The organism is Cryobacterium breve (assembly GCF_027594785.1).
GTDB classification, from domain to species: domain Bacteria; phylum Actinomycetota; class Actinomycetes; order Actinomycetales; family Microbacteriaceae; genus Cryobacterium; species Cryobacterium breve_A.
Genome location: NZ_CP075584.1, coordinates 1,727,588 through 1,748,396, shown reverse-complemented (window position 1 = coordinate 1,748,396; position 20,809 = coordinate 1,727,588). Strand labels below are relative to the sequence as shown.

27 protein-coding genes and 5 pseudogenes are annotated in these 20,809 nt (G+C 64.7%); 31 read left to right on the top strand and 1 reads right to left on the bottom strand.

Going from position 1 to position 20,809, the window contains the following annotated elements:
• The 22 genes and pseudogenes from rplD (at position 1) to KIV56_RS08540 (ending at position 11,997) form a co-directional block, all read left to right on the top strand.
• The gene (gene rplD / locus KIV56_RS08645; RefSeq protein WP_134449886.1) at positions 1-651 is read left to right on the top strand and encodes a 50S ribosomal protein L4; all 651 of its coding nucleotides are present in this window, start codon (positions 1-3) and stop codon (positions 649-651) included.
• A complete protein-coding gene (rplW, locus tag KIV56_RS08640; RefSeq protein ID WP_104100968.1) occupies positions 651-953 on the top strand; it encodes a 50S ribosomal protein L23 in 303 nt (100 codons plus the stop codon). The genes rplD and rplW overlap by 1 nt, the downstream gene beginning before the upstream one ends.
• Positions 954-978: 25 nt before the next feature.
• Positions 979-1,819 (top strand): annotated as a pseudogene (gene rplB / locus KIV56_RS08635) (50S ribosomal protein L2).
• Between the two features lie 9 nt (positions 1,820-1,828).
• Entirely contained in the window at positions 1,829-2,110 is a 282-nt protein-coding gene (rpsS, locus tag KIV56_RS08630; RefSeq protein WP_134449888.1) for a 30S ribosomal protein S19, read from the top strand.
• 26 nt (positions 2,111-2,136) lie between these two features.
• Complete coding sequence (rplV, locus tag KIV56_RS08625; protein WP_134449889.1) at positions 2,137-2,502, top strand: 50S ribosomal protein L22; 366 nt, start codon at positions 2,137-2,139, stop codon at positions 2,500-2,502.
• Entirely contained in the window at positions 2,502-3,263 is a 762-nt protein-coding gene (gene rpsC / locus KIV56_RS08620) for a 30S ribosomal protein S3 (protein ID WP_134449890.1), read from the top strand. The genes rplV and rpsC overlap by 1 nt, the downstream gene beginning before the upstream one ends.
• A gap of 2 nt (positions 3,264-3,265) precedes the next feature.
• The gene (rplP, locus tag KIV56_RS08615; protein ID WP_134449891.1) at positions 3,266-3,685 is read left to right on the top strand and encodes a 50S ribosomal protein L16; all 420 of its coding nucleotides are present in this window, start codon (positions 3,266-3,268) and stop codon (positions 3,683-3,685) included.
• Entirely contained in the window at positions 3,685-4,029 is a 345-nt protein-coding gene (gene rpmC, locus KIV56_RS08610) for a 50S ribosomal protein L29 (protein ID WP_134449892.1), read from the top strand. Before rplP ends, rpmC begins: the two co-directional genes overlap by 1 nt.
• A gap of 2 nt (positions 4,030-4,031) precedes the next feature.
• Positions 4,032-4,331 (top strand): 30S ribosomal protein S17, encoded by a 300-nt coding sequence (gene rpsQ / locus KIV56_RS08605; protein WP_134449893.1) that lies wholly within the window; start codon positions 4,032-4,034, stop codon positions 4,329-4,331.
• Positions 4,332-4,364: 33 nt separating this feature from the next.
• Complete coding sequence (rplN, locus tag KIV56_RS08600; RefSeq protein WP_134449894.1) at positions 4,365-4,733, top strand: 50S ribosomal protein L14; 369 nt, start codon at positions 4,365-4,367, stop codon at positions 4,731-4,733.
• A gap of 3 nt (positions 4,734-4,736) precedes the next feature.
• Positions 4,737-5,096: a 50S ribosomal protein L24 gene (rplX, locus tag KIV56_RS08595; protein WP_281535902.1), complete on the top strand. Its 360-nt coding sequence runs from the start codon at positions 4,737-4,739 to the stop codon at positions 5,094-5,096.
• Positions 5,096-5,696, top strand: a pseudogene (gene rplE, locus KIV56_RS08590) (50S ribosomal protein L5). The gene rplX and the pseudogene rplE overlap by 1 nt, the downstream one beginning before the upstream one ends.
• Before the next feature lie 107 nt (positions 5,697-5,803).
• Positions 5,804-6,202 carry a 30S ribosomal protein S8 gene (rpsH, locus tag KIV56_RS08585; RefSeq protein ID WP_066597609.1) on the top strand — a complete coding sequence of 133 codons (399 nt, stop codon included), beginning with the start codon at positions 5,804-5,806 and terminating at the stop codon, positions 6,200-6,202.
• A gap of 6 nt (positions 6,203-6,208) precedes the next feature.
• Entirely contained in the window at positions 6,209-6,745 is a 537-nt protein-coding gene (gene rplF / locus KIV56_RS08580; RefSeq protein WP_134449897.1) for a 50S ribosomal protein L6, read from the top strand.
• Positions 6,746-6,747: 2 nt separating this feature from the next.
• A pseudogene (gene rplR / locus KIV56_RS08575) lies at positions 6,748-7,118 on the top strand (50S ribosomal protein L18).
• A 35-nt stretch (positions 7,119-7,153) separates the two neighbouring features.
• Positions 7,154-7,825 carry a 30S ribosomal protein S5 gene (gene rpsE / locus KIV56_RS08570; RefSeq protein WP_104101028.1) on the top strand — a complete coding sequence of 224 codons (672 nt, stop codon included), beginning with the start codon at positions 7,154-7,156 and terminating at the stop codon, positions 7,823-7,825.
• Positions 7,825-8,007: a 50S ribosomal protein L30 gene (gene rpmD / locus KIV56_RS08565; protein WP_174774564.1), complete on the top strand. Its 183-nt coding sequence runs from the start codon at positions 7,825-7,827 to the stop codon at positions 8,005-8,007. The genes rpsE and rpmD overlap by 1 nt, the downstream gene beginning before the upstream one ends.
• The gene (rplO, locus tag KIV56_RS08560) at positions 8,007-8,552 is read left to right on the top strand and encodes a 50S ribosomal protein L15 (protein WP_281535901.1); all 546 of its coding nucleotides are present in this window, start codon (positions 8,007-8,009) and stop codon (positions 8,550-8,552) included. The genes rpmD and rplO overlap by 1 nt, the downstream gene beginning before the upstream one ends.
• Before the next feature lie 94 nt (positions 8,553-8,646).
• A pseudogene (gene secY, locus KIV56_RS08555) lies at positions 8,647-9,970 on the top strand (preprotein translocase subunit SecY).
• Positions 9,967-10,578, top strand: coding sequence for an adenylate kinase (locus KIV56_RS08550; protein ID WP_281535900.1), 612 nt, complete (start codon positions 9,967-9,969; stop codon positions 10,576-10,578). Before secY ends, KIV56_RS08550 begins: the two are co-directional and overlap by 4 nt.
• A gap of 22 nt (positions 10,579-10,600) precedes the next feature.
• The gene (map, locus tag KIV56_RS08545) at positions 10,601-11,431 is read left to right on the top strand and encodes a type I methionyl aminopeptidase (RefSeq protein ID WP_281535899.1); all 831 of its coding nucleotides are present in this window, start codon (positions 10,601-10,603) and stop codon (positions 11,429-11,431) included.
• Between the two features lie 320 nt (positions 11,432-11,751).
• Entirely contained in the window at positions 11,752-11,997 is a 246-nt protein-coding gene (locus KIV56_RS08540) for a hypothetical protein (protein ID WP_281535898.1), read from the top strand.
• Between the two features lie 19 nt (positions 11,998-12,016).
• Here KIV56_RS08540 and KIV56_RS08535 read toward each other — a convergent pair whose 3' ends face one another.
• The gene (locus tag KIV56_RS08535) at positions 12,017-13,927 is read right to left on the bottom strand and encodes a BglG family transcription antiterminator (protein ID WP_281535897.1); all 1,911 of its coding nucleotides are present in this window, start codon (positions 13,925-13,927) and stop codon (positions 12,017-12,019) included.
• Positions 13,928-14,106: 179 nt separating this feature from the next.
• Here KIV56_RS08535 and KIV56_RS08530 point away from each other — a divergent pair, with 179 nt between their 5' ends.
• From KIV56_RS08530 to rpsM, 9 genes and pseudogenes are all read left to right on the top strand, one after another.
• Complete coding sequence (locus tag KIV56_RS08530; protein ID WP_281535896.1) at positions 14,107-14,409, top strand: PTS sugar transporter subunit IIB; 303 nt, start codon at positions 14,107-14,109, stop codon at positions 14,407-14,409.
• A gap of 42 nt (positions 14,410-14,451) precedes the next feature.
• Positions 14,452-14,760, top strand: coding sequence for an HPr family phosphocarrier protein (locus KIV56_RS08525; RefSeq protein WP_281535895.1), 309 nt, complete (start codon positions 14,452-14,454; stop codon positions 14,758-14,760).
• Complete coding sequence (gene ptsP, locus KIV56_RS08520) at positions 14,757-16,457, top strand: phosphoenolpyruvate--protein phosphotransferase (RefSeq protein ID WP_281535894.1); 1,701 nt, start codon at positions 14,757-14,759, stop codon at positions 16,455-16,457. Before KIV56_RS08525 ends, ptsP begins: the two co-directional genes overlap by 4 nt.
• A gap of 80 nt (positions 16,458-16,537) precedes the next feature.
• On the top strand, positions 16,538-18,028 hold the full coding sequence (locus KIV56_RS08515) for a PTS mannitol transporter subunit IICB (RefSeq protein ID WP_281535893.1): 1,491 nt from the start codon (positions 16,538-16,540) through the stop codon (positions 18,026-18,028).
• Complete coding sequence (locus KIV56_RS08510; protein WP_281535892.1) at positions 18,025-18,465, top strand: PTS sugar transporter subunit IIA; 441 nt, start codon at positions 18,025-18,027, stop codon at positions 18,463-18,465. The genes KIV56_RS08515 and KIV56_RS08510 overlap by 4 nt, the downstream gene beginning before the upstream one ends.
• Complete coding sequence (locus KIV56_RS08505) at positions 18,462-19,613, top strand: mannitol-1-phosphate 5-dehydrogenase (RefSeq protein WP_281535891.1); 1,152 nt, start codon at positions 18,462-18,464, stop codon at positions 19,611-19,613. The genes KIV56_RS08510 and KIV56_RS08505 overlap by 4 nt, the downstream gene beginning before the upstream one ends.
• 231 nt (positions 19,614-19,844) lie before the next feature.
• Positions 19,845-20,067 (top strand): annotated as a pseudogene (gene infA / locus KIV56_RS08500) (translation initiation factor IF-1).
• A 67-nt stretch (positions 20,068-20,134) separates the two neighbouring features.
• Positions 20,135-20,248 (top strand): 50S ribosomal protein L36, encoded by a 114-nt coding sequence (rpmJ, locus tag KIV56_RS08495; protein WP_035834639.1) that lies wholly within the window; start codon positions 20,135-20,137, stop codon positions 20,246-20,248.
• A 160-nt stretch (positions 20,249-20,408) separates the two neighbouring features.
• Positions 20,409-20,783 carry a 30S ribosomal protein S13 gene (gene rpsM / locus KIV56_RS08490; protein WP_134534147.1) on the top strand — a complete coding sequence of 125 codons (375 nt, stop codon included), beginning with the start codon at positions 20,409-20,411 and terminating at the stop codon, positions 20,781-20,783.
• Positions 20,784-20,809 lie beyond the last annotated feature (26 nt).

Here is a 20,809-nt window from a genome sequence, read left to right as displayed (position 1 = left end):
ATGGCCACCACGCTCGATCTCATCGATGCAACCGGCGCAAAGTCCGGTTCCGTTGAACTGCCCGCCGAAATCTTCGACGTCCAGACCAACATCCCCCTGATCCACCAGGTCGTCGTCGCGCAGCTCGCTGCCGCACGCCAGGGCACGCACAAGACCAAGCGCCGCGGAGAAGTTTCCGGTGCCGGTCGCAAGCCCTTCAAGCAGAAGGGAACCGGTCGCGCTCGTCAGGGCTCGATCCGCGCGCCCCAGATGACCGGCGGTGGCATCGTCCACGGACCGACGCCCCGCAACTACGAACAGCGCACCCCCAAGAAAATGATCGCGGCTGCACTGCGCGGATCGCTTTCCGACCGCGCCCGCGGCGACCGTCTTCACGTCGTCACCGCACTGTTCACCGCCGAGACGCCCAGCACCAAGGGCGCCATCACGCTGCTCACCCAGATCGCCTCCAGCAAGCACGTGCTGGTCGTCCTCGAGCGCACCGATGAGCTGACACTGCGCAGCATCCGCAACCTCCCGACGGTGCACGTGCTGTCCTGGGACCAGCTGAATGCCTACGACGTTCTCGTCAGCGACGACATCGTCTTCACCCTGGGCGCGTTCGACGCGTTCGTGGCGAGCAAGACCAAGAAGGAAGAGGTGTCCGCATAATGGCTACCCCGATCAACAAGGATCCCCGCGACGTCATCATCGCTCCGGTCGTCTCTGAAAAGAGCTACGGCCTGATCGACGAGGGCAAGTACACCTTCATCGTGGACCCGCGCTCGAACAAGACCGAAATCAAGCTCGCGATCGAAAAGATCTTCAAGGTGGAGGTCGCTTCGATCAACACCATGAACCGCATCGGCAAGACGCGTCGCACGAAGTTCGGTCAGGGCAAGCGCAAGGACACCAAGCGTGCCATCGTCACGCTCAAGTCCGGTTCCATCGACATCTTCACGGCCGTCGGCTAAGCGGCGCGGACTAGAGGAATAAGAAATGGCTATTCGTAAGTTCAAGCCCACGACTCCTGGTCGTCGCGGTTCATCTGTTGCGGACTTCGCAGAGATCACCCGTTCGACCCCGGAGAAGTCCCTGCTTCGCCCCCTGTCCAAGACCGGTGGCCGTAACAACCAGGGTCGCATCACCACCCGTCACATCGGTGGTGGACACAAGCGTCAGTACCGTCTCATCGACTTCCGTCGTAACGACAAAGATGGCGTCAACGCCAAGGTCGCTCACATCGAGTACGACCCGAACCGCACGGCGCGCATCGCGCTCCTGCACTTCGTTGACGGCACCAAGCGCTACATCATCGCCCCGAACAAGCTGAACCAGGGCGACATCATCGAGTCGGGTTCGGGTGCTGACATCAAGCCCGGCAACAACCTGCCGCTGAAGAACATCCCCACCGGTACCATCATCCACGCGGTCGAACTGCGTCCGGGCGGCGGTGCCAAGATGGCCCGCTCCGCCGGTTCGTCGGTTCGCCTCGTTGCGAAGGATGGCATCTACGCCCAGCCTGCGCCTGCCGTCCGGAGAAATCCGTAACGTCGACGCCCGCTGCCGCGCCACGATCGGCGAGGTCGGCAACGCCGAGCAGTCGAACATCAACTGGGGCAAGGCCGGCCGGATGCGCTGGAAAGGCGTTCGCCCGACCGTTCGTGGTGTTGCCATGAACCCGGTCGACCACCCGCACGGTGGTGGCGAGGGAAAGACGTCCGGTGGACGTCACCCCGTCAGCCCCTGGGGCCAGAAAGAAGGCCGTACCCGGCACCCGAACAAGGAAAGCGACAAGCTCATCGTTCGTCGCCGTACTGTCGGCAAGAAGCGTAAGTAGGAGTAGACGATGCCACGCAGTCTCAAGAAAGGCCCTTTCGTTGACGACCACCTGCTTCGCAAGGTTGTCCGGGCGAATGAAGCCAGCAGCAAGAACGTAATCAAGACCTGGTCGCGCCGTTCGATGATCATCCCCGACATGCTCGGGCACACCATCGCGGTTCACGACGGACGCAAGCACATCCCGGTGTTCGTCACCGAGAGCATGGTCGGGCACAAGCTCGGCGAGTTTGCGCCCACCCGCACCTTCCGTGGTCACGTGAAGGACGACAAGAAGGGCCGTCGCCGCTAACGCGGTGACGTGAAGGAGGAGAAGAAATGGTGGAGTCGATCGCACGCGTGCGTCACATCCGCGTTACCCCCCAGAAGGCTCGTCGCGTCGTCAACTTGATCCGCGGCAAGCAGGCCCATGAGGCCCTGGGAATCCTGAAGTTCGCAGCGCAGGGCGCCAGCGACCCGGTGTACAAGCTGGTGGCCTCGGCCATCGCGAATGCACGAGTCAAGGCCGATGCAGCGAACACATACCTGGACGAGCAGGACCTCTTCGTGAGCCAGGCATTCGTTGACGAGGGTACGACCCTCAAGCGTTTCCAGGCCCGCGCACAGGGTCGCGCATTCCAGATCAAGAAGCGTACGAGCCACATCACTGTTGTGCTCGCCACTCCTGAGGAGGGTACGAAGTAATGGGTCAGAAAGTAAACCCGTATGGCTTCCGTCTGGGAATCACGACCGACCACGTGTCGCGTTGGTTCTCTGACAGCACGAAGCCGGGCCAGCGTTACAGCGACTTCGTCGCTGAAGACGTCAAGATCCGCCGCCTGCTGAGCACGACCCTCGACCGCGCGGGAGTTTCGCGCATCGAGATCGAGCGCACCCGTGACCGCGTCCGCGTCGACATTCACACCGCCCGTCCGGGCATTGTGATCGGTCGTCGTGGCGCCGAGGCCGAGCGGATCCGTTCCGACCTCGAGAAGCTCACGAGCAAGCAGATCCAGCTCAACATCCTCGAGGTCAAGAACCCCGAAGTTGACGCCCAGCTCGTTGCCCAGGGCATCGCAGAGCAGCTCTCCGCTCGTGTGGCTTTCCGCCGCGCGATGCGTAAGGGCCTGCAGGGTGCCCAGCGCGCCGGCGCCAAGGGTGTTCGCATCCAGGTGTCCGGTCGTCTCGGCGGCGCTGAGATGAGCCGCTCGGAGTTCTACCGCGAGGGACGCGTGCCACTGCACACCCTGCGTGCGAACATCGACTACGGCTTCTACGAAGCCAAGACCACCTTCGGCCGCATCGGCGTGAAGGTCTGGATCTACAAGGGCGACATCACCAACAAGGAACTCGCCCGCGAGCAGGCCAACGCTAAGTCGTCCCGCCCCGAGCGTCGTGACGACCGACCCCGCCGTGCGCCCCGCGCAGAGGCCGCGGCGCCGGTTGCAGCAGGAGTTGAGGCATAACCATGTTGATTCCACGCAGAGTCAAGCACCGTAAGCAGCACCACCCGGGCCGTACCGGCCACGCAACCGGTGGCACCGAGCTGTCGTTCGGCGAGTACGGCATCCAGGCCATCACCCCCGCGTATGTGACCAACCGTCAGATCGAGTCCGCTCGTATCGCGATCACCCGTCACATGAAGCGCGGCGGCAAGGTCTGGATCAACATCTATCCTGACCGCCCGCTCACCAAGAAGCCGGCCGAAACCCGCATGGGTTCCGGTAAGGGTTCTGTGGAGTGGTGGGTCGCCAACGTGAAGCCGGGTCGTGTGCTCTTCGAAATCGGCGGTGTCACTGACATCGTCGCCAAGGAAGCGCTCACCCGCGCCATTCACAAACTGCCTTTGAAGGCACGCATCATCAAGCGCGAGGAGGGCGACGCATAATGGCGATCGGATCCAAGGAGCTCGCCTCAGTCGAGCTCGACACTTTTGAAAACGAACGACTGTTCGACGAGCTGAAGAAGGCCAAGGAAGAGCTGTTCAACCTGCGCTTCCAGTCGGCCACCGGCCAGCTCGAAAGCCACGGCCGCCTCCGCGCGGTCAAGCGCGACATCGCTCGTATCTACACGGTTCTCCGTGAGCGCGAGTTGGGCATTCGCCCGACGCCCGCACCGGTCGAAGCGGCCGTCAAGGCCGACAAGGCAGAGAAGAAGCCCAAGAAGGCCCCCAAGGCTGCAGAATCCGAAACGGATGCTGTCGCCGAGGCCGTCGAAACGAAGGAGGCCTAGTCATGGCGAAGACTGACGAAACGGTCGTCGCAGCCGAGGCAGAAGCTCTCGTTCGCGGCTACCGGAAGACGCTGCGCGGCTACGTGACCAGCGACAAGATGGACAAGACCATCGTTGTCGAGGTCGAAGACCGCGTGAAGCACCCGTTGTACGGCAAGGTCATCCGCCGTACGTCCAAGCTGAAGGTCCACGACGAGGCGAACATCGCCGGCGTCGGCGACCTGGTCCTGATCAGTGAGACCCGTCCGCTGAGCGCCACCAAGCGCTTCCGCCTGGTCGAGATCCTCGAGAAGGCCAAGTAAGCCTCGCGCTTACTTGATAGAAGGGTATAAAAAGTGCTTCAGCAAGAATCACGACTCAAGGTTGCCGACAACACGGGTGCCAAGGAATTGTTGACCATCCGCGTCCTCGGTGGCTCCGGTCGTCGTTACGCAGGCCTCGGTGACACCATCGTCGCCACCGTCAAGGACGCGATCCCGGGCGGAAACGTCAAGAAGGGCGACGTCGTCAAGGCCGTCGTCGTTCGCGTCAAGAAGATGACCCGTCGTCCAGACGGTTCGTACATCAAGTTCGATGAGAACGCCGCAGTGATTTTGAAGAACGACGGTGACCCCCGGGGCACCCGAATCTTCGGACCGGTCGGTCGCGAGCTTCGCGACAAGAAGTTCATGAAGATCATCTCGCTGGCACCGGAGGTTATCTAAATCATGGCCAGACTCAAAAAGGGTGACCTCGTACAGGTCATCAGCGGCCGCAGCCAGGCACGCGGCGGCGACCGTGGCAAGCAGGGCAAGGTCATCGCCGTGCTCGTGGAGAAGAACCGGGTCCTCGTCGAGGGCATCAACTTCGTCACGAAGCACGTTCGCGTCGGCCAGACCCAGCGCGGCACCAAGACCGGCGGCATCGAGACCATGGAGGCGCCGATCCACGTGTCCAACGTGGCCATCGTCGACCCGGAGACCAAGAAGCCGACTCGCGTCGGCGTCCGCATCGAAGAGGTAACGAAGGACGGCGTCACCAAGACGGTCCGCATCCGTTACGCCAAGAAGTCAGGGAAGGACCTCTGATGACCGACACGATCGTTGCAGCGGGCGAAGCGCCCGTCAAGACGCTGCCGCGTCTCAAGCAGAAGTACCGCGACGAGATCTCCGCCAAGCTCTCCACCGAGCTCGGTTTCACGAACGTTCACCAGATCCCGAACCTCGTGAAGATCGTCGTCAACATGGGTGTCGGCGAGGCAGCATCGCGACGGCAAGATCATGGACGGCGCCGTTTCGGACCTGACCAAGATCACCGGCCAGAAGCCGCAGGTCACCAAGGCCCGCAAGTCGATCGCGCAGTTCAAACTGCGTGAAGGACAGCCCATTGGAACCCACGTCACCCTTCGCGGCGACCGCATGTGGGAGTTCCTGGACCGGCTCCTGAGCCTCGCCCTTCCCCGTATCCGTGACTTCCGCGGCCTCTCGGACAAGCAGTTCGACGGTGCGGGCAACTACACCTTCGGTCTCACCGAGCAGGTCATGTTCCACGAGATCGACCAAGACCGGATCGACCGTCTTCGCGGTATGGACATCACCATCGTGACGACCGCCAAGAACAACGAAGAAGGCCGTGCGCTGCTCAAGGCGCTTGGCTTCCCCTTCCAGACGGCCGAGAACACCAAGTAGTACCGGCTAGTTTTAACCCTGGGGCTGGACAACCGTCCAGCCCCACCACGACCAAGGTCGTCACCCGTGTAACGGATGAACGAAACCAGGCGAGAAAGGCACCACAAATGACAATGACAGATCCGGTCGCAGACATGCTGACCAGACTGCGCAACGCTAACTCGGCGTACCACGACACAGTGTCGATGCCGCACAGCAAGCTCAAAGCGCACATCGCAGACATCCTCAAGGCGCAGGGTTACATCTCCGCCTGGGATGTCAAGGATGCAGAGGTCGGAAAGACCCTCACGCTGAACCTCAAGTTCGGTCCGAACCGCGAGCGTTCCATCGTCGGCATCAAGCGGGTTTCCAAGCCCGGCCTGCGCGTGTACGCAAAGTCGACCGAAATCCCCACCGTTCTCGGTGGCCTCGGCGTTGCCATCCTGTCCACCTCCAGCGGTCTGCTCACCGACCGTCAGGCCGAGAAGAAGGGCGTAGGCGGAGAAGTTCTCGCCTACGTGTGGTAGTCGACAATGTCACGTATTGGAAGACTCCCCATCCCGATCCCCGCGGATGTCACGGTTGCCACTGAGGGCCGCCTCGTCAGCGTCAAGGGCCCGAAGGGTGAGCTTGCGCTCACCGTCGCCAACCCGATCCAGGTGTCGATTGAAGACGGCCACGTTGTCGTCACGCGTCCGGACGACGAGCGCGCATCGCGTTCGCTGCACGGCCTGACCCGCACCCTGATCGCCAACCAGATCATCGGGGTGACCGTGGGTTACACCAAGGGCCTCGAGATCGTCGGTACCGGTTACCGCGTCGCCCAGAAGGGCACCGCGGTCGAGTTCGCCCTTGGCTTCTCGCACCCGGTCCTCATCGAGCCGCCCGTCGGCATCACCCTGACCGTCGAGGGCGTCAACCGCCTCACGGTCGGTGGCATCGACAAGCAGGCCGTCGGCGAGGTCGCCGCCAACATCCGTAAGATTCGCAAGCCTGAGCCCTACAAGGGCAAGGGTGTGCGTTACGCCGGCGAGATTGTTCGCCGCAAGGCCGGAAAGAGTGGTAAGTAACCATGGGTCTCGGAACTAGAGGTAAGAGCAAGGCCGCTGCCCGCGGACGCAGGCACACACGTCTTCGCAAAAGGTCGTTGGGACGGAGCTTCGTCCCCGTCTCGTCGTCACCCGTTCAGCTCGCCACGTCTTCGTGCAGGTCGTCGACGACAGCAAGGGTTTCACCCTTGCGTCGGCATCCACGCTCGAGACGGACATGCGCACCTTCGATGGTGACAAGACCGCCAAGGCCCGTAAGGTCGGTGAACTCGTCGCCGAGCGCGCGAAGGCCGCCGGTATCGACGCCGTCGTATTTGACCGTGGCGGCAGCAAGTACGCGGGACGCGTCGCTGCCATCGCCGAGGGAGCTCGAGAGGGTGGATTGAACCTGTGACCGCTGAAACCAGTAACACAGCAGCCAAGGAGACCGTGGTGGCCGCTGAGGCACCCGTGGAAACCGCTGCGTCAACCGCTCCGGCACAGAACGAGCCTCGTGAGGCTCGTCGTGGTGGCCGTGAGCGCAACCCGAACAAGGATCGCGGCAGCCGCGACGCCGACAAGAGCCAGTTCCTGGAGCGCGTTGTCACCATCAACCGCGTTTCCAAGGTGGTGAAGGGTGGTCGTCGCTTCAGCTTCACCGCCCTCGTCGTCGTCGGTGACGGCAACGGACTCGTCGGCGTGGGATACGGCAAGGCCCGCGAGGTCCCGACCGCTATCTCCAAGGGCGTCGAGGAAGCGAAGAAGAACTTCTTCCGCGTTCCCCGCGTCGGCCTGACGATCCCGCACCCCGTCCAGGGCGAAGCCGCAGCCGGCGTTGTCCTGCTGCGTCCCGCTGCTGCCGGTACCGGCGTTATCGCGGGTGGCCCCGTCCGCGCCGTGCTCGAATGCGCCGGCATCCACGACGTCCTGAGCAAGTCGCTCGGTTCGTCGAACACCATCAACATCGTCCACGCCACCGTCGAGGCACTGCACCAGCTCGAAGAGCCGCGTGCCGTTGCCGCCCGTCGTGGCCTCGCGTACGAAGACGTGGCCCCGGCCCGTTTCCTGCGCGCCGACGCCGCGGCTGCTGCTGCAGCAGCGGCAGCAAAGGCAGGTGCCTGATGGCTCGCCTCAAAGTGACACAGATCAAGTCCAAAATTAGTGAGAAGCAGAACCAGCGCGACACGCTTCGCAGCCTGGGTCTCAAGCGCATTGGCGCCGTCGTGATCCGCGAGGACAACTCGCAGAACCGCGGCTATGTCAACACGGTTGCTCACCTCGTGAAGGTCGAGGAGATTGACTAATGGCTGACGAGAAGGACGCTGCCGCCACGGCAGCAACCAAGCCCGCCACCGCAAAGAAGGCTGCCCCCAAGGCTGCCGCCGCGAAGACTGCACCCGCTGAGAAGCGCGAGCAGGTGCTGAAGGTCCACCACCTTCGCCCCGCTCCCGGTTCGAAGAAGGACCGTATGCGCGTCGGCCGCGGTGAAGGATCCAAGGGTAAGACCGCGGGTCGTGGCACCAAGGGCACCAAGGCACGCTACAACGTGCGCATCGGCTTCGAGGGTGGGCAGATGCCTCTGCACATGCGCACCCCGAAGCTGCGCGGGTTCAAGAACCCGTTCCGCGTCGAGTACCAGGTCGTCAACCTCGACCGTCTTGCCGAGCTCTACCCGAACGGTGGCGATGTCACCATCGCCGACCTGGTCGCCAAGGGCGCCGTTCGCGACAACGAAAAAGTCAAGGTGCTCGGTAACGGTGAAATTGCCGTTAAACTGAACATTGCGGTCGACAAGGTCTCCAGCTCAGCTGAGCAGAAGATCGTCGCCGCGGGTGGCTCAATCAAGTAAGTCCGTAGACGCTGATCGAGCTTGTCGGGCGTCGCCATCGTTCATTCGATAGCGGCCCCGGCAGGCTCGTTTCACGTTAGTAACTGGAGGCCTTTTGTTCAGCGCCATAGCGCGGATCTTCCGCACGCCCGACCTTCGCAAGAAAATCGGATTCAGCCTCGGTATCGTGGCTCTGTTCCGACTGGGCTCGTTCATCCCCTCTCCCTTTGTGAACTTCGGAAACGTGCAAGCGTGTCTCGCGGCGAACCAGGGCACCAGCGGCCTGTACGAACTCGTCAACCTGTTCAGCGGTGGCGCGCTGCTGCAGCTGTCGGTCTTCGCGCTCGGCATCATGCCGTACATCACGGCCTCGATCATCGTGCAGCTGCTGCGCGTGGTCATCCCACACTTCGAGACCCTCTACAAAGAGGGCGCGTCCGGGCAGAGCACGCTCACCCAGTACACGCGCTATCTCACGATCGCCCTCGGCATCCTCCAGTCGACGACGCTCATCACGGTCGCCCGCAGCGGTGCACTGTTCGGCACCTCGTCCAGCTCCGAGTGCTCGCAGCTCATCACCAACGACGCCTGGTACGCCATCATGCTCATGGTCATCACCATGACCGCAGGCACCGGCGTCATCATGTGGATGGGTGAGCTCATCACCGAGCGCGGCATCGGCAACGGCATGTCACTCCTCATCTTCACGTCCATCGCGGCGCGCTTCCCGAACTCCCTCGGCTCGATCCTGAACCAGAAGGGCCTCGACACCTTCCTGATCGTGATCGCGGTCGGACTGCTCGTCGTCGCGGCCGTCGTGTTCGTCGAACAGTCGCAACGCCGCATCCCGGTGCAGTACGCCAAGCGGATGGTCGGACGCCGAACCTACGGCGGCAACAACACCTACATCCCGATCAAGGTCAACATGGCCGGCGTCGTCCCCGTGATCTTCGCATCCTCGCTGCTGTACCTGCCGGCCCTCATCGCGCAGTTCAACCAGCCCGCAGCCGGGCAGGCCCCCGCCGCGTGGGTGTCCTGGGTCACGAACAACCTAACCAAGGGCGACCACCCGCTCTACATGCTGATGTACTTCCTGCTCATCGTCGGCTTCCACCTACTTCTACGTCGCGATCACCTTCAACCCCGAAGAGGTCGCCGACAACATGAAGAAGTACGGCGGGTTCATCCCCGGCATCCGTGCGGGACGCCCGACGGCCGAGTACCTCGACTTCGTGCTCACCCGGGTGACGCTGCCCGGTGCGCTCTACCTCGGGTTGATCGCCCTGCTCCCGCTGATCGCATTCTCTGTGATCGGTGCCGATCAGAACTTCCCGTTCGGTGGCGCCAGCATCCTGATCATCGTCGGCGTCGGCCTTGAGACCGTCAAGCAGATCGACTCCCAGCTGCAGCAGCGTCACTACGAAGGGCTCCTCCGATGACCCGCTTGCTCGTGATCGGCCCGCCCGGCGCAGGCAAGGGCACCCAGGCCGTGCGCCTGGCCGCGGCCTTCGGAATCCCGGCCGTCTCGACCGGCGACATCTTCCGGTACAACGTGACGAACAAGACCGAACTCGGCCTGAAGGTCAAGTCCTTCATGGACAAGGGCGCCTACGTGCCCGACTCCCTCACGAACGAGATCGTGGCCGACCGTCTCGCTCAGGCGGATGCCGCAGGCGGCTTCCTTCTCGACGGGTACCCGCGCACGCTCGAGCAGGTGCACGAGCTCGACCGCATGCTCGAATCCGACGGCGCCGCACTCGACGTTGTCGTCCAGATCTCAGCGGACACCGACGAGGTCGTCGCCCGTCTGCTCAAGCGCGCGGCCGAACAGGGCCGAGCGGACGACACGGCCGACGTCATCCGTCACCGGCTCGAGGTTTACTCGGAGCAGACTGCTCCGCTTATCGACGTGTACGGGGCCCGCGGGCTCGTTGTCACCGTTGACGGCCTCGGTGCCGTCGACGCGGTGACCGAGCGCATTCTGAGCGCCCTCGCGGAGCGCGAGCTCCACGCCGTCGACAACCCGGACGCACCGAGCGCGTCCTGATCCGTTTGCGGGGAACCAGGCAATGAGCCTACGTCGATCCATCTACAAATCGCCGGCACAGATGCGGCTGATGATCGCACCGGGGCTCGCGACCGCCGCGTCCCTCGACGCGGCCCGCGCGCTGATGCGGCCGGGTGTCACGACCCTCGAGCTCGACGCGGCCGCCGAGGCCGCGATTGTCGCCCGGGGAGGCCTGCCGAACTTCAAGCTCGAGCACGGCTACTTCCACACAGTCTGTGCGAGCGTGAACGACGACGTGGTGCACGGCATTCCCGGTGGCCGGGTTCTCGGCGCCGGTGACATCGTGTCCATCGACAGCGGAGCGATCCTCGATGGCTGGAACGGCGACGCCGCGTTCAGCTACGTGATCCCGGACCCGACGCGCCCGGAGGTCGTCGCCGAACGCCAGAAGCTCAATTACGTCACCGAACAGTCGCTCTGGCACGGCATCGCCCGCCTCGCCGAGGCGCGCTACCTGAATGAGGTCGGCGACGCCATCGAGGACTACATCGAGTCCCAGGGCAGCTACGGAATCCTCACCGACTACGTCGGCCACGGCATCGGCCGGTCCATGCACGAGGCCCCGCCCGTGTTCAACTACCGCGTGCGCCAGAAGGGCCCAGAGGTCAAGCCCGGGCTCGTCGTCGCGATCGAGCCGATGGTCGTTCTCGGATCGATCGAGACCTTCGTGCGGGACGACGAGTGGACGGTTGCCACGAGCGACGGCCTCGCTGCCGCGCATTGGGAGCACAGCGTCGCCGTGCACAAGGACGGCATCTGGGTGCTCACCGCCGAAGACGGCGGAGCCGCCCAGCTCGCCCCGCTCGGCGTCACGCCCGTCCCCATCCCCTAACACCTCCCGCCCTGGCGCTCAGCAGCCCCACAACGCGCGCGTTCGTTCCGCGAGAGTACGTTTTTGGCCCTTTAAACGACGGTTTTAAGGGCCGAATTCGTACTCTCGCGGCGTGGAACGGGGAGGAAATGGGGGAGGGGTAGCGGCGCGCCGCGACGCGGCATCCGCTAGCCAAAGACCCCGATTAGCGGGAGGATGGAAGTGGGCAGAGCCCGTCGAAGAAATGAGCAGGTCAATGAGGATTCTCGTAGTTTGCGGTGCCGGAGCGTCCAGCGCCTTCGTCGCCCATCGAGTGCGCCGTACCGGTGAGGACAGGGGCCTTGAGCCTGACGGTTCACGCCGGCAGCGAATCCGACCTCCCCGCGTCACTCGACACCATCGATGTGTTGCTCGTCGGCCCGTACCTCGCCCCGCGTTACGAGAAGATTCGCGCGCAGGCGATCAAGCGCGGCGTCGGCGTCGCCCTGCTGCCCGACACCGTGTTCGCGTCCCAGAACGGCGACGAGGCACTCGACCTCGCCGTCTACGCGTTCAAATCGCGCGGCTGGGCCGAACTTCCCGCCTGACTCCCGGTGCCGGCGAGGGCTACTGGTCCATCAGGTGCACGAGCTCGTCGATGAAGGATGCGAAGTCGACAGACCTCCGGACGAGCCGTTGCACGTCGTTGCGGTCGGAGAAGACCTCGACGAACTGGTCGAAGACGTCCTGGAAGCTCTTGCGTCCCGCGGCGCTGAATGCCACGAGCGCGACGACGTTGACCCGCGCCTCGCCCCAGTCCATCGGGGTGTCGTTGATCACGATCGCGATCGACGTCCTGTTCGCGGTCATCGACATCGAATGCGGCACGGCGAGGTTGTCGGTGAACGCCGTCGAACTCATCAGCTCGCGCTCGATCGCACCGTCGATGTACTCCGGTTCGATGATTCCCTGCGCGGCCATCCGTTCGCCGAGCGCGCGGATCATGGCGTCCTCGTCGCTCGCGTAGAAGTTGTGTGAGAACAGCGAGGCGTCGAAGAACTGGAGCAGGTCGTCCTTGAGGTGCGCCCGCCTGCGCAGCCTGCGCACCCGGCTCGCGGCCTTCCGGATCCGCTCGATGTCGGTTTCGGTCAGGAAGGGCTGGATGACGATGATCCCGTCGCCGAGGAGGCCGGGGTCGATCGTCGTGAGCACGAGGTCGGCCTCGAGGCCGCTCCAGTCCACGTCGCTGCGCGTGACGACGGAGACGACCTCGAGCTCGTCGCCGAGGACCCGTTCGATGCGCTCCCGGAGCAGGACGTGCATGTCGTAGTAGTTCGGGCAGACGATCGCACAGCTGACGAGGTCCACGCGGCGGGACTGCTGCTGCAGGTGCGCGCCGACGTGCATCGCGATGTACGCGATCTCGTCGTCGTTGATCACGATCCGCTCCTGGCGCTGCAGCTGGCTCGCGATGTACACCGCGAGCTCGTAGATCATCGGGTAGCTCGTCTTGATCGACCGGGTCAGGGGGTTGTGCGCGAACGACCGGTCCTGGGCGCGGTTGATCAGGTTCCGCACGTGCAGGGTGAGCCGCACGATGAACGTCTCCTCGGTGAGGTCGACGAGGAACTCCTCGCTCGCGCGCGTCACGATCTGACGCACCGTGTCGAGGTCCTCCGGGCGCACGAAATTCTCGATCAGCTTCTTGGCCGGCTGGTCGTGGCCCGGTGTGATCACCCGGGTCGTGAGGAGGAGACCGATGTAGTCGAGGTCCCCGATCGCGAGCTCGACGTCGAAATGCCGTTTGATCAAGACGGAGAGCGCCCGGGTCATCTCGTCCGGGGGAGTGGCCTGCGGCTCCGCGGGCAGCGGGGCCGCGCGCTTCGTGACGCGGTCGACCGCGATCGCCACGTGCAGCAGCACGTCGTTGGTGCCGTACTCGTTCACGAAGTAGCCCTGGGCGTCGAGCATGGCGATCAGATCGGTCTTGAAGGCGCTGAGGCTCTTCGACGCGAACTCGCGCTGGATGGTCTCGAGGTTGAGCATCCCTCGATCGGTCTCCTCGCGGAACATCCGGCTGAGCAGCCGACGCCGATCGGTCTCCGAACCGGCCAGGGTGACGACGCTTCCGCGCCGCCCGAGAGTGAGTCCGGTCTCCGGGAGCAGCGACCGCACCCGGGCCAGATCGGCTTCGATCGTGGAATCGCTCACGAACAACTCCGCCGCGAGGGTGTACACGTCGAGGCCGTTGTCGGACTCGGTGAGGCGCCTGACCAGGGCATAGAGCCGGTTCTGCCTGGTCTCCGGCTCGGCGGCCTTGTGGCTCGACCGGAACACCGCGTACGCCTCGAGGTCCAGCCGGTACCCGGCCGTCCCCGATTCGATCACGTCGAGCGGATGCGCCGCCGCCTTCACGCTCGTGACGTAACTGCGCACGGTCCGCGGCGTGACACCGAGGTGGTCGGCGAGTTCGCCGGCGGTCACCCAGACCGGCGTCTGCGACAGATACTCCAGCATCCGCGTTTGTTTGTCGCTCATCGCACAAAACTCCACATTGTCTTAGCTAGTCAATCATGCTGCACCCCTCCGGTATTCCCTCCCTCGTCTCCACGCAGTATTCCCGCGCCGTATTTCCGGGGGTGCGGAAACAGCTCTACTGGCCGGGGCCGGGCTACCGGACGAAACTGAAACAGTCGAAACACCGAAAGGCTGAGTCAATGAGGATTCTTGTGATCTGTGGTGCGGGCGCGTCCAGCACCTTCGTCGCACTGCGGATGCGCCGGACCATTTCCGAACGCGGCCTCGCCGCCACGGTCGCCGCGGCCAGCGAAACAGAACTACCCGATGCCCTCGCGGGCATCGACGCCCTGCTCGTCGGTCCGCACCTGGCCGCACGCTTCCCCGAGATCCGGGCGCTGGCGGCCGAGCACGGTGTGGGCTGCGCACTCCTGGCCGACACCATCTTCACTGCCCGAGACGGATCCGAAGCACTCGACGCGGCTCTCGCAGCCGCGGCATGACCCAGTACAGCACGTCACACTCCACCGGAAGGAACCCCACCGATGATTGAACGCATCGTTCGAATCGGCTCGGCGAACGGCCTGCACGCCCGCCCCGCGAAATTCTTCACGAAGGCAGCAGCCGACTCCGGCGTCAAGGTCACCCTCGCTAAGGCCGGCGGCAAGCCCGTCAACGCCGCCAGCATCCTCGCCGTCATCTCCCTCGGCCTCGGCAACGGCGACGAGGTCACCCTCGCCACCAGCGACGACAGCGCCGGTGCGGCCCTCGACACCCTCGTCGCCCTCCTCGCCGCAGACCACGACCTGCCGGTCGCGGACACCGCGACTTCCGCGACGCCGGTCGCGGTATGAGCATCGTGAGCGCATCCGCCGCGGCAGGCACCGACCTGACCGGCACCGGCATCGGCCAGGGCGTCGCCATCGGCCGGGTGCTGCGGATGCCCGAACCGCTCCCCGAACCCACGGACACCCCCAGCGCACTCACCCCGGAGGACGAAGGCGCCCGCGCCGCATCCGCCCAGCGTTTCGTCGCCGTCGACCTCGAGGCCCGCGCCGAACGCGCAGGCGGAGCGGCCCAGGAAGTCCTCGAAGCCCAGGCCATGATGGCGGAGGACCCCACCCTCGTCGACGACCTTACCGAACGGCTCGCGACCGGCAAGACCGCGGAGCGCGCCGTATTCGAGGCCTTCGCCACGTTCCGCGACCAGCTCACCGCTCTCGGCGGGTACCTCGCCGAACGCGCAGCCGACCTCGACGACGTGTCCCAGCGGGTCATCGCCCAGCTGGGCGGCCGGGCAGCCCCCGGCGTGCCGGAGCAGGAAGAACCGTTCATCCTCGTCGCCCACGACCTCGCGCCCGCCGACACCGCGCTTCTCGACCTCACCCGCGTTCTCGGTCTCGTCACGAGTGACGGCGGCCCCACCTCCCACACCGCGATCCTCGCCCGCGACAAGGCGATCGTCGCGATCGTCGGCGCCACCGGGGCGACCGACCTCGCCGACGGCACCCTCGTGATCGTGGATGCCGCCGCAGGCACCGTGACCGTCTCCCCGACCGAGGCAGAGGTCGAATCGGCCGAAGCCCGCATCCGCGCCCGTGCCCTCCGCGCCCAGGCCCCGACCGGCCCGGGCCGGCTCCGCGACGGCACCCCGGTCCCGCTGCTCGCGAACCTCGGCTCCGCAGACGGCGCAGCCCAGGCCGTCGCCCTCGGCGCAGAAGGTGTCGGCCTGTTCCGCACCGAATTCCTTTTCCTCCATTCCCACAACGCGCCGACGATCCTCGAGCAGGCCGAACAGTACGCACGCCTGCTGCACGCGTTCCCCGGCAAGAAGGTCGTCGTGCGTGCCCTCGACGCCGGAAGCGACAAGCCGCTCGCGTTCCTCAACGACGCCGACGAGGAGAACCCCGCACTCGGCCTCCGCGGCCTCCGCGCCCTGCGCGCCTCCGAAGACATCCTCCGCGAACAGCTGACCGCGCTCGCCGAAGCGGATGCCGCGACCGACGCCGACGTCTGGGTGATGGCTCCCATGGTCGCAACAGTCGAGGAGACCACCTACTTCGTGGAGCTCGCCCACAAGCTCGGGCTCAAGACCGCCGGCGTCATGGTCGAGATCCCCTCCGCCGCCCTCCTGGCCGACCGCATCCTGCAGCACGCGGACTTCGCCTCGATCGGCACCAACGACCTCACCCAGTACACCCTCGCCGCCGACCGTCTCCTCGGTTCGGTCGCGGGCTACCAGAACCCGTGGCACCCCGCGGTCCTGCGACTGATTGCTGAGGTCGGCGCAGCAGGCCGTAACCTCGGCAAACCGGTCGGGGTGTGCGGAGAGGCGGCGGCGGATCCCCTGCTCGCCGTCGTGCTCGTCGGACTGGGGGCCACCAGCCTGTCCATGTCCTCTGCGGCACTCTCAGACGTCCGGGCGGAACTCGCCCGGTTCAGCGCGGAGGAGGCCCGGCAGCTCGCCGAGGTCGCCCTCGCGGCAGACGGCGCGGCATCCGCTCGCGCTGCGGCGACGAACCTGGCCGCCACCTTCTCTCCCACGGACTAGTCCGTGCGAGTCGTTTCACAGCTCACCCGCAATCACAACACCCGCAATCACAACCCGAACACACAACGAAAGGCAGAGAAATGACGACGACGTCAACTGACACGAAGAGCGGAGGCGGAGCGCGCGTCCACGTGCAGCGCTTCGGCACCTTCCTCAGCGGCATGATCATGCCCAACATCGCGGCGTTTATCGCGTGGGGCCTCATCACCGCGTTCTTCATCCCGACCGGCTGGACCCCGAACGAGACCGTCGCCAAGATGGTCGACCCGATGATCTTGTACCTGCTCCCGCTCCTGATCGCCAACACCGGTGGCCGCATGGTCTACGGCGTCCGCGGCGGCGTCATCGCGTCGATCGCCACCATGGGTGTCATCGTCGGAAGCGCGATCCCGATGTTCATCGGTGCGATGATCGTCGGCCCGCTCTCCGCATGGCTGCTCAAGAAGCTCGACAGCCTGTGGGCGGGCAAGATCCGCCCCGGCTTCGAGATGCTCGTGGACAACTTCTCCTCGGGTATCCTCGGCGCCATCCTCGCCCTGGGCGCGTTCTTCGGAATCGCCCCGGTCGTGACCGGCTTCAGCACCATGCTGGAAGGCGGCGTCAACTGGCTCGTCGCCAACAACCTGCTGCCGCTCGCGAGCATCCTCGTCGAGCCCGGCAAGGTGCTGTTCCTGAACAACGCCATCAACCACGGCGTGTTCACCCCGATCGGCGTGCAGCAGGTTGCTGAATCCGGCAAGTCGCTGCTCTTCCTGATCGAGGCGAACCCCGGCCCCGGCCTCGGCCTGCTCCTCGCGTTCTCGTTCTTCGGAGTCGGACTGGCCAGGGCCAGTGCACCCGGCGCGATCATCATCCAGTTCCTCGGTGGTATCCACGAGATCTACTTCCCCTACGTCCTGATGAAGCCGATCCTCATCCTCGCCACCATCGGCGGCGGCATGACCGGTGTTGCGATCAACGTCGCGTTCCACACCGGACTCCGCGCCCCCGCCTCGCCCGGCAGCATCTTCGCCGTGCTCCTCCAGACCGCACCGGACAGCTACGTCGGCGTCGTCCTCTCGGTCATCGGCTCTGCAGCCGTGTCGTTCCTGATCGCCTCCGTGATCCTCCGTGCCAGCCGCAAGCGCGACATCGCCGCCGGCCTCGACAACGACCTCACCGAGGCCGTCGCCAAGACCGAGGCCCTGAAGGGCAAGTCCTCCAGCGTCCTGGGCAACCTCGCCGCCGCGGGCACCACGGATGCCGCCACCGCGGCCGCCGCAGGCCACCAGCTGAAGAACATCGTCTTCGCCTGCGACGCCGGCATGGGATCGAGCGCCATGGGCGCCTCCGTCCTGCGCAACAAGATCAAGAAGGCAGGCATCGACGGCATCACGGTGACCAACCAGGCCATCGCGAACCTCGACGGCACCGCCGACCTGGTCATCACCCACCAGGACCTCACCGCGAGGGCCCAGCAGAAGTCGCCGGCATCCGTGCACGTTTCGGTGTCGAACTTCATGAACAGCCCGAAGTACGACGAGGTCGTCGAATTGCTCCAGAGCAAGGCGGACTCAGAGGCCACACTGTGACCGATCAGATCCTCGAGCCCGGCAACGTGGTGTCCGCGGGAACGGCCACCACGAAGAACGACGCCATCAAGGAGGCCGGCGCCCTGCTGGTCGCCGCGGGTGCAGTGACCCAGGCGTACGTCGATTCGATGTTCGACAGGGAGGCGAGCGTGTCGACCTATATGGGCAACTTCCTCGCCATCCCGCACGGCACGAACGAGGCGAAGGAGTCGATCCTTCATTCGGCGCTCTCCCTCGTTCGCTATGACACGCCCATCGACTGGGACGGCAACCCGGTCCGGTTCGCGGTCGGGATCGCGGGGCTCAACAACGAGCACCTCGCGATCCTCTCGAAGATCGCCATCGTCTTCTCGGACGAGGACGAAGTACAGAAACTGATCGATGCAGGAAATGCAGGAGAGATTTACGCTCTCCTCGAGGAGGTCAACGCAGAATGAAAGCAATTCACTTCGGTGCAGGCAATATCGGTCGCGGTTTCGTCGGCCTCCTGCTTCACGACGCCGGATACGAGGTGGTCTTCGCCGATGTGAATGCTTCCCTGATCGACGCCCTCAAGGCCGCGACGAGCTACTCGGTGCACGAGGCGGGGGAGGAGTCGACCACTCGCGTGGTCGACAACTTCCGCGCCATCAACAGCGCGACCGACGAGGCCGCACTGATCCAGGAAATCGCGACCGCCGACATCGTCACGACCGCCGTCGGCCCGACCGTGCTGCGCTTCGTGGCCCCGGTCATTGCCGCCGGGCTCGCGGCCCGCGACGCATCGCTGCCCCCGCTCGCCGTGATGGCGTGCGAGAACGCGATCAACGCGACGGACGTGCTCGCGGAACAGGTCTGGCTCCACGTGGCTGAGGGGGATCGTGCGGCCATCGCTGCGCGCGTCGCCTTCGCCAATACAGCCGTCGACCGGATCGTTCCCGGGCAGGCGGAGGGCAGCGGCATCGACGTCACCGTCGAGGCCTTCTACGAGTGGGTCATCGAGCGCGGCGCCTTCAACGGCGCCGTGCCCGTGATCCCTGGCGCGACCTTCGTCGACAACCTCGCGCCCTACATCGAGCGCAAGCTGTTCACGGTCAACACGGGCCATGCCACGGTCGCCTACCTCGGCTCCGTTGCCGGCGTTACGAAGATCTCGGATGCCCTTCTGGTGCCCGAGGTGCTTGACGGCGCCCGGCGCGTCCTGGAGGAGACCAGTGCCCTCCTGGTGGCCAAGCACGGCCTTGACGTGGATGCCCAGCGCGCCTATCGCGAGAAGATCCTGGTTCGGTTCAAGAACCCGGCCCTTCCCGACACCGTGCAGCGCGTCGGACGCCAGCCGCTCCGCAAGCTCAGCAGGCACGAGCGGTTCATCGGCCCCGCCGCGGAGATCGCCGAACGCGGCACCCGCCCGACGGCACTGCTCGAGGCGGTCGGCGCAGCCCTCCGCTTCGACGTGGCCGATGACGAGCAAAGCGTCGAACTGCAGTCGAAGCTCCGCGGCCTCGACGCGGAGGCCTTCGTGACGGAGGTCTGCGGGCTGGATGCGACGCATCCGCTGTTCTCGGACGTGGTCACCGTCGTCGCGGGCGTGCAGCGCACGCTCTAGGTCGACCGCGGCCGAAAAAAGCACAATCGGCTCCACAAGCACAAAACAGGACAATTCCGCACTGAAACGGGCGGCGGCAGCAGCAATTGCCAAGGGATTATAGGGAAGAATTGCCAAAAGGCAACTTCATACCATAGAGTAAATCCTTGGTGTCTGATGCCGTCGCCTGCGGCGTGTCTAGAGCACCATATCCCCGCACGACCAGCAATCAATACCTAGTGATAGTGAGTTATGGCCAAAAAAGACGGTGTCATCGAAATCGAGGGCGCAGTAGTCGAAGCTCTTCCCAATGCGATGTTTCGCGTTGAGTTGACGAACGGCCACAAAGTTCTTGCCCACATTTCGGGCAAGATGCGTCAGCACTACATCCGCATCCTTCCTGAGGACCGCGTGATCGTGGAGCCTGAGCCCTTACGATCTGACTCGCGGCCGGATCGTCTACCGCTACAAGTAAAAAGTTGCTGTAAGTAACGGCCCGCGGCATTCCGCGGGTACGAAGACAGCGAATACAAGGACACACCATGAAGGTCAAGCCCAGCGTCAAAAAGATCTGTGACAAGTGCAAGGTCATCCGCCGTAACGGCAACGTGATGGTCATCTGCGAGAACCCGCGTCACAAGCAGCGTCAGGGTTAGCCGGTGTGAGTTTGTCATCCGACAGGCTCACCCTGGTGAACGATTCAACTGAATACAGAAAATAGCAGTGCCAGGAACCCCGCGAGGGGGGACACCATCGGTTGGAGGCCGATGAACGGGCACTGCTACAGACCTCCACTCATATACAGGAGAAGCCATAATGGCACGTCTAGCCGGCGTTGATATTCCCCGCGATAAGCGCGTGGAAGTTGCACTGACTTACATCTTTGGTGTTGGCCGCACGAGGGCACTCAAGACCCTCGCCGACACTGAAATCGATGGAAACATCCGAGTCAAGGACCTGACCGACGACCAGCTCGTCGCCCTCCGGGACTACATCGAAGGAACCTTCAAGGTTGAGGGTGACCTCCGCCGTGAGGTTGCCGCCGACATCCGCCGCAAGGTCGAGATCGGCAGCTACGAGGGAATCCGCCACCGCAAGGGCCTGCCCGTCCGCGGCCAGCGCACCAAGACCAACGCTCGCACCCGCAAGGGCCCGAAGCGCACCGTAGCCGGCAAGAAGAAGGCGCGCTAGGCCTCGGCCTGGCCCGTCTTCGCCTT